The following is a 7,765-nucleotide window of genomic DNA, read 5'->3' as shown; positions in this document are numbered from 1 at the left end:
TGCAACTGAAACCCCATAAACGACTCAATTACCAGAGAGGCATGAGGGCGCTATCACTGATTCAGAACACATTGTGAAACCCTTGTCATCCCCAAAGGTCGTGGAGATGCGTCTAAATTATTGATCAAACATACTGTTTGGTGCTGGAACTGAGGATTGACTGAACCAGCCAACCGGGATCCTAACTTCCAATCTACCGTTAGAGCTAATTTAACCACATTCAACACCCGAGACTCCTGAGTCACTAAATTCAGCATCAGTGCAAGAGGTTCGGTCCATTTGACGTAGTTCAAATAGTCACGTTTCAAAGTAGCTGAACTAAGTTCAGGCAAATATTGTAGGAGTCGTTCTGCCGTGTAATATTCCTGAATCAGTTGATGTCGAAATTCAATCTTGTTTCCGACCCCGCGTTGCAAGAGATGATGGTTAAGTAAATCCTCTAGCCACTCTGCAACACAGTTTTCTGGATACGGGACTTTATCACGCAAAAATTCTACTAGTACTGCTTTCGCCTCACGCATCTCAACGGCAACCTTAATCTCTATTGGATTGTCGCCACAAGTCATGCGCCAAGCCAACTCTTGCAGAAGTCTTGGCCACCATTTTCGTGATTCAGTCGCAACATCCTGCTTGAGTTTTATGTCATAAATCTCTGTGAACCGTTGGAAAACCGAACCTAAATTGGTGAGTCCTTGGCCCTGGCTTTCATTAAATACCGAGCAGAGCATCCATAACAATAAAGGAGTTTGCCCAAGCTCTTGTAGTCTATGGCTCAATTGGCGTAGCATCTCCCTACCTTGTGAAGGGAGATATGCAGAGATAAAATTTTTCATTTGCAACTCGGTTAACGGTTGCATTTCTAAACGTTTATTAATTTCTAAATCACTACCAACTCACGAGTTGTCCAAATCATTGCAGTCTGTGGATAAGTTTGCCGAAACACTCTTACCTCACGTCGGGCTTCGACCGAAGGCAACTCATTTAAACCATCCACTAACAGAAAAAAACGCCCGCTAAATAGTAGCTCTTGGATTTCGTCTTGGTTGAGGCGCATTCGATGCCGTAGCAAAAAGTTCTGCACCAAATCTAAGATTGATGTTTGGTAATATCTCAGTTCTACTAGCACCGGAATTTGATCAGCAGCATTAACCAGCGCATCTTGAGCTGTTTCTAATAACAATCGGGCCAGCGCTGTTGACTTGCCTGAACCCGGTCGACCTATCAATAAAACATGCTCTGGTGCATACTTTCTTAGACCCTCCAGAACTGTTAATCGCTCAATTTTTTGCTGTTGTTCTCCCTGCTCTAGGTCATCGTCCTCAGGATCAATCGTTTCTACCATCAACCCCAAATCCAATAGGGGAATGGTATCCTCCTCTTCCTCTTCTTGCTCGACCACATCAGATAGAGTATAAATCTGCCACCACTTGGCATACGAATGGCAAACAGACTCTAAATACTCACTCCAATCATTCATGGTGCATCGTACAAATAGATGCTTGCCTTTCCAGGCAATACAGTACATTCCCTATCTTAAACATTCGATTTATGATGTGAATCTATATCTCGGTTTAGCTTAGATCGATTTACCCAAGGGACACTGACGGGAGTGTATCGATGGTTGGTATTGTCGATGGTTGCCTATTTGTTGGCTCATTGGGCTTATCTAACCACTGCCATATCAGAGTTGCCTGAATGGGGGCAAGCTGCTCTGCTAGCGATGGAGTTGTGGTTTCCCCATTTACTGGTGATGACGTTGATAGCGGATGTCGAACAACTCAGACCTCACTCGCTTCTGAAGGGCGTAGACCATCGAGCTCAATCGCATCAATCACTTTGCACCGTAAGTCGTAACTATAGGTCTTGGGCATCAAAAAGACAAAAAATGAGGGGCATCTCTATCTTACGTCTTACACAATATGGCGACCGCTATAATTCTTCAGAATCCATAGTGGTGGGATTCAAACCTGCATATGAAGTTTATGGGTGGAGCCGTAATTGTGGATTGGGGGCTACCCAATTCAGCAGCAGAATAATGGGCGGAAAAATGCAGAAGCAATAGAGGCCCATTTGATAGGACCCTGCAATGTCTTTGAATAATGCCATCCAAGAAGGACCAATCGCACTGGCAAAGACGATACTCATCATCTGCACCCCTGAAATTGCACCCAAGTGAGTGCGGCCAAAGAAACGGGGTAATGCCACAGCAGATAAGGTGCCGAAACACCCTCCGCTACTGCCCAACCCAGCAATTGCCAGACCGCGCAGAGCCACAATATCTAAATTAGCCATACTGGCAATTCCAACGCCCAGGGCTGTCATCATGCCCATAAACAAAAATTGCAGCCGAAATCGGTCGGCGGCAAACCCCATCAAAGACCCCATAATGGTCGATACCAATGCCATTGGTATAAATAAGGCCACTGCTTCGGCCTTAGTTAATCCAACTTCTGCCCCCAGATCAACGATATGAAAGGTTATCCCCGTGATCGCTAATGCCTGGCAGGATAGTGCTAAGGTGACGGCCCAAAAAGCTGGCGTGCGAAGGGCCTCACCCCGAGTGAAATCCATACGAGTGTCTGATACGGCTGAGGTTTGACTAGGGACTGTAGGTGGAATTTTACCGTCCATCTGTAAGCCACACGACTTGGAAGGTTATTTTGAAAACCTTTCCATACAAAGGTTTCAGAACAGAAGTGTTTTTACAGTTTCAACGAGAATGCTAGGTTCCAGCCCTATCATTAAGGTACATTCTCTTTGGAAATAAAACGTACGAAGTGATCAGACATCCACTGCCAATAACAGCGGTGCTCTTCCCGTTTGACAACGTCTGCACCAAGACGGTGATAAAACTGCAGACCACGATGATTACGAGCATCTGCAGTCCATGCTATGTGAGTGCAATTGTGGTGGACTGCAATTTGGGCTAAATGCTGCATTAAGGCTGCACCTGCGCCCTGGCTGCGATATTCTGTCTCGACGTACAGGTCATCTAACCAAATGCTAGGTTGCCCCGCAAAAGATGAATAGCGAAATCCATAGAGCGCAAAGCCAACGGGCTGTTGATGCTGCTCTGCAAATAGCACATAGGCAAAAGGTATAGGGCCAAAGATTGTGGTTTGAATTTTGGCTTCTGACGTTTGTATGGTGCCTTGATACGCTCCAACGCTGCGATCAAACTCAGCTTTGTGCTGAATAAACCGATAAGTCAGGCTAATGTCCGCTTGCGTCGCAGGCCGTATATACATTTCAACAAATCAATAAAAACTAGCTCAATTTTAGTCGCCCTCCATTTCCTTGAAATCTGTGAAATATAATTCACGACGTTACTTTATAAAGGAATAACGTTGAATACCAGCATCAGATGTACGCTTCGGCATTCATGTATTTCAGGAGATCAACAAGATGCAATTTATGCCGTCATTGAGTAATGCCACGTAAACTGATGAGTAAAACGCGTTTGCGTTTGGCCATTTAACTTCAGTGACCAATGACTCAAAGCTCAGGGTTCTTTAACCAACGCTATTTGAATAACTTTGTGCCCTTGCCGGGTAAACTGGAGCCTGCTGTAGGACAGCTTGCGCCAGACTTTGAACTGCCTCAAGTGGGTGGAGAACAGGTTAAACTCTCGAGCTACCGTGGACAGCAGCCAGTCTTTCTCGCCTTTACTCGTATCTTTACCGAAAAACTCTTTTGTCCCTTTTGCTATCCCCATATTCAAGACTTAAAACAGCGCTACTCAGAAATCGTGGATCGAGGGGCAGAACTCCTGATGATCTCCAGTACGGATCAAGTGCAGAGTGAGCAAATCGTCTCCGATTTGGACCTGCCTTATCCCTTTTTATCCGATCCAAAATGTGAGAGTTTCCGCAGTTATGGTGCAGGACAAGCTCTAGGGGCTCCATTACCCGCTCAATATGTTGTAGATTTAAACGGCAAAATTCGCTTCCGGCATATGTTTTCTTTTGTCGATCACAATGCAGGGATAGATGAAGTGCTCACTATTCTTGAGGGTCTACGGTAGACCCACAGCTTGACCTGGCTTTCTCACACACGCTAACGAGGAGCCGAATCAAGCTGTGTATGACACCACAGTGCAAACTGGAAGCATATCTTCAAATTGGTTTAATCCAGTGTGCTTTGATACTTCGGTCCCACGCATTGTTATTCAGCGATTAGCAGCAGGCGAGTGCGGTCAACTGTTCCACTCCATTATCGAATAAACAGTATGTCCGTTCGGGCAGGCTAGTCGACGACCGCCCGATGCGACTAAACCTTCACCAAACACCCATATGTGTTGTGTCATATGTTCGGGTTTGTATGACTTAGAACACGCTGGACAATGCACATCTAGATAGTTTCCGCCATATACCAATGGTTGGCTCATTGACCAATACAGATCACGCACTGAGTCATCCCATTCGACAATTTTATTTCCATTGCAATTATTGACTTGGAGCCATTTCAGCACGTCTTGGCAGTCAAGATATTCTTTGTAAATTCCACTATCTTTCGACCAGTTGTGAGCATATTTGGAGTCTTTCTCGATGTGCTTTTGGAAAACGGCAATTATATCCGTCATGGAGAAAAGGAACGTTCCTGGAAACATGGGGAAATCCCAGTCTGTGTAACAAGGCAAATTGGATGGCATCGTGTATTTGAGAAAAGCCATTTTTACTCCAGTCAGATAACGTTCCGATGGCGTGACCTGCAGTCACATTACCCGATACTGAACTCCAGATATTGAACCGATATCAGCTAACTAAAGGTTACGGCTAGGGCGTTGAAAACCGATCGTGAGATATCCAATCTCTCAATGGCTGAATATCCCTGAACATTAAATGATCAGCCAAGTCACCAAGCCCCAAAAGGGAATAAAGCGCAGCCACCGTTTCTGAGGATTTGGTTCTACAGCGCCTAACAACACAATCTGAAAAAGCGTAAAGAATACCAAGTCAACACAAAACGCGACGGACACCCGGTTCGTCGTTAACTGAGTCCCAAAATATTGGAGCCGTTCGGCCACAGTGCCAAATTCGGGTCCGACAAACCCAAACCAAAACAGCACCATCCCACTCACCAAAAGCCCTGTCCAACCAAAGATACGAGCCAAAAGCCCTTTTGAAGGGGATGGAACCGCTTCAGGGAGCGGCATGGCGGCTCTCATAGCCATATACGGGATCATAAAAGCATTGGTTAGAAAGAGAGCCATACTCCAGATCGCCACTTTGGGCAGCTTTCGACTGCGTACATCGGCCAGAAGTAGGGGCAAGAAAATAAAGATCCAAGCAATCACAACGTTAAAAAAGGCTTGATCTACGGGATGGACAAGGGGAGCCTCTAGGTAGTGAATGCCAAGGGCGTTGACCAGAGGCAAAATAAAAAAGAAGTTGAGGGATTCATTCAGCACTTCTTGCCAGGTTTCTGCTTGAATCGCCCACACAGGCTCTCCAGGCATAATCTGTCCTGGTGGAGAAAGAAACAGGATATAAATATAGGCCCCTGCCAAAAGCCATAACAGCCTCGATAGCCATGGCTGTTGAGACGGCAGGTCCGTTGGGTTGGCTGTGTGCGATGTTGTTTTCCCTAACGCTGCGGTCCCGGTTGGTTTGAGCGACAACCGTATTAAGGGGGCAATCAACCGCAGGATGAAAAAGGCTCCTTTCCCCGGCTTAATAACGGGTTCAACCAAATCCCGTGCAAAGATGAGTTTTCCCGTCTCCTCAGACAGTCGGCAAAAGCTAACCCCGCGTCCATTGGGTAGGGGAATCCCACCTAGCTCAACATGCCAAAGAACGCCCACCGCTAGAGCATCTCCTTCCGTAATGTCGTCCACCACAAACCGCAAATCTGCGGGCATCCCTTGGCAAGATTCGGTAAATAGCGCCTCAACCGCTGCTTTCCCTTGAAAGGGTTGAACAAAGTTCAGGTCTTGATAGCAACAGTTTGGATCAATACATTCCAAGGCTTTGGCGACATTGCGCTCATTAATTGCCTCATACATGGCCTGAATGAGGAGATGGGCTGGGAGTGTCATGAGGTTCAGGAAATTGAGGAGAACGTTGACCGTGTGGGAAAATCTTAAGGCGCGGGCAGAGGGACAACACCACCATCCTTGATGGTCTGGCGCCGATACCCACCTAAACCCTGTACAACTAGCAACTCTTGTAAACCGATAACATTGTACTCAAGGTTTGCGGGTCACTCGCGAGCCATTATTCCTATCTCAGTTTTGGTCTAGACTGGTCTGGCTGGTACTCAAAGCGATAAATATGGAGCAGCAATCACTTTGCTTTTGGACTAAAACTTATGGTTCTTGAATCATAGCCAAAGGCGACAGTCTTGGAGCCAACAAGATAGAGCATGAATGAGTCCATTCCTAGGGGTAAGCCTGTCCTCGTAGCTGTTTGACGATCTCAATGACATACTGAGCTGATTGGTCTACCTCATCTAAGCTTGTGAACCGCCCCAGTCCAAATCGCAAGGTTGAGCGTGCCAATTTCGGAGAATGCCCTAAAGCCGTCAATACATGAGAAGGAGTGGGTTTAGTCGACGCACAAGCCGATCCCGAAGATAGCGCCACATAGGGCTGCAATTCTAATAACAACGCTGCGCCATCTACGCCTTCAAAACTCACCGACAAACACCCGGGTATTCGTAGTTGGGGATGTCCATTCAAGTGAAGTCCATCTAACCCCTGCAACTTCTGCCAGAGATGAGTCCTCAGCCCCGTTAGCCGCTCCATCTCTGTCGATTGCTCCGCAACCCCCAACTCAATCGCTTTCCCTAAACCCACAATTTGAGGCGTTGGTAATGTACCCGAGCGAATATTGCGCTCTTGCCCACCCCCCTGTAATTGAGCTGCAATTTGCACATGGGGATTGCGATTACGAATATATAGCGCCCCAATCCCTTTCGGGCCATAGAGTTTATGCCCGGTGATCGACAGCAAATCAATCTGCATCGACTCTACATCTAAGGGGATTTTGCCAATGGCCTGAGCTGCATCCGTATGAAATAGAATATTGTGCTGATGACAGGCTTGACCAATCTCAGCCAGCGGCTGTAAAACCCCAATTTCGTTATTGGCCGCCATCACCGACACCAAAATCGTATCGGGTCGAATTGCCTGTTCCAGACGCTCCACGTCTAACAGTCCATCCGGTTGAGGCAGCAGATACGTCACCTCAAATCCCAGTTTTTCCAGATACTTGCAGGGTTCTAAAACGGCATTATGTTCCGTCTGCATCGTAATCAGATGTCGTCCCTTGCTAAGATAGGCTTCCGCTACGCCCTTAATTGCTAAATTATTGGCCTCCGTCGCACCACTGGTAAACACGATCTCCTTGGGGTCCGCGCCAATAGCCAGAGCAATCGTCTCCCGCGCCAGGTCAACTGCTGCTTTTGCTTCCCAGCCATAGAGATGGTTATTGCTAGAAGGGTTTCCTGGACAGTCCGTAAAGTAGGGCAGCATTGCCTCCACGACTCTTGGGTCTACTGGGGTCGTGGCTTGGCAATCCAGATAAATCGGGCGCTTAGGCAAGAAGGACATTGCATCAATGATCAGACTTCACTAGAAGAAACCGCAGATATCATCCCGTTACTGGTGACTCAGTTTAGGGATAAGAAGGAGGTACATATTCAATGGTGTGGGTTTGAATCTTACCGGCGTTGTTGCATAAATAAAGCCAGTCATAGTCTTGGTTTCAGAGCTTAGAGTTGGGGAGAATCTTCGATTTTTATCCATTTTGGACAATCTGGATCG

General features: G+C 46.8%; 7 protein-coding genes and 2 pseudogenes. 2 read left to right on the top strand and 7 right to left on the bottom strand.

The annotated features are described in order from the left end of the window. Positions 1–53: 53 nt before the first annotated feature. Positions 54–833, bottom strand: a complete 780-nt coding sequence (locus Q0991_RS13180; RefSeq protein ID WP_299489174.1) for a hypothetical protein — start codon at positions 831–833, stop codon at positions 54–56. Between the two features lie 44 nt (positions 834–877). Then, positions 878–1,477 (bottom strand): NACHT domain-containing protein, encoded by a 600-nt coding sequence (locus Q0991_RS13175; protein ID WP_299489173.1) that lies wholly within the window; start codon positions 1,475–1,477, stop codon positions 878–880. Positions 1,478–1,567: 90 nt separating this feature from the next. Here Q0991_RS13175 and Q0991_RS13170 point away from each other — a divergent pair. Next, positions 1,568–1,783 (top strand): annotated as a pseudogene (locus Q0991_RS13170) (IS701 family transposase); the annotation flags it as partial. Here the strand turns inward: Q0991_RS13170 and Q0991_RS13165 are convergent. The 3 genes and pseudogenes from Q0991_RS13165 to Q0991_RS13155 form a co-directional block, all read right to left on the bottom strand. Further along, a pseudogene (locus tag Q0991_RS13165) lies at positions 1,782–1,871 on the bottom strand (IS630 family transposase); the annotation flags it as partial. The pseudogenes Q0991_RS13170 and Q0991_RS13165 sit on opposite strands and share 2 nt — an antisense overlap. A 109-nt stretch (positions 1,872–1,980) precedes the next feature. Then, positions 1,981–2,631, bottom strand: a complete 651-nt coding sequence (locus tag Q0991_RS13160; protein WP_299489172.1) for an MFS transporter — start codon at positions 2,629–2,631, stop codon at positions 1,981–1,983. Between the two features lie 110 nt (positions 2,632–2,741). Next, positions 2,742–3,248 carry a GNAT family N-acetyltransferase gene (locus Q0991_RS13155; RefSeq protein ID WP_299489171.1) on the bottom strand — a complete coding sequence of 169 codons (507 nt, stop codon included), beginning with the start codon at positions 3,246–3,248 and terminating at the stop codon, positions 2,742–2,744. 242 nt (positions 3,249–3,490) lie between these two features. On the opposite strand from Q0991_RS13155, the gene Q0991_RS13150 reads away from it, so the two are divergent. Next, a complete protein-coding gene (locus Q0991_RS13150; protein ID WP_299489170.1) occupies positions 3,491–4,024 on the top strand; it encodes a peroxiredoxin family protein in 534 nt (177 codons plus the stop codon). 813 nt (positions 4,025–4,837) lie between these two features. Here the strand turns inward: Q0991_RS13150 and Q0991_RS13145 are convergent. Beyond that, positions 4,838–6,037, bottom strand: a complete 1,200-nt coding sequence (locus Q0991_RS13145; RefSeq protein WP_299489169.1) for a nuclear transport factor 2 family protein — start codon at positions 6,035–6,037, stop codon at positions 4,838–4,840. A 342-nt stretch (positions 6,038–6,379) separates the two neighbouring features. Next, a complete protein-coding gene (locus Q0991_RS13140; protein ID WP_299489168.1) occupies positions 6,380–7,552 on the bottom strand; it encodes an aminotransferase class V-fold PLP-dependent enzyme in 1,173 nt (390 codons plus the stop codon). Between the last annotated feature and the right edge of the window lie 213 nt (positions 7,553–7,765).

The organism is Acaryochloris sp. IP29b_bin.137, assembly GCF_028285745.1.
In the GTDB taxonomy this organism is placed as follows: Bacteria; Cyanobacteriota; Cyanobacteriia; order Thermosynechococcales; family Thermosynechococcaceae; genus Acaryochloris.
The sequence above is the reverse complement of the archived record's forward strand: the minus strand, read 5'-3'. Positions and strand labels throughout refer to the sequence as shown.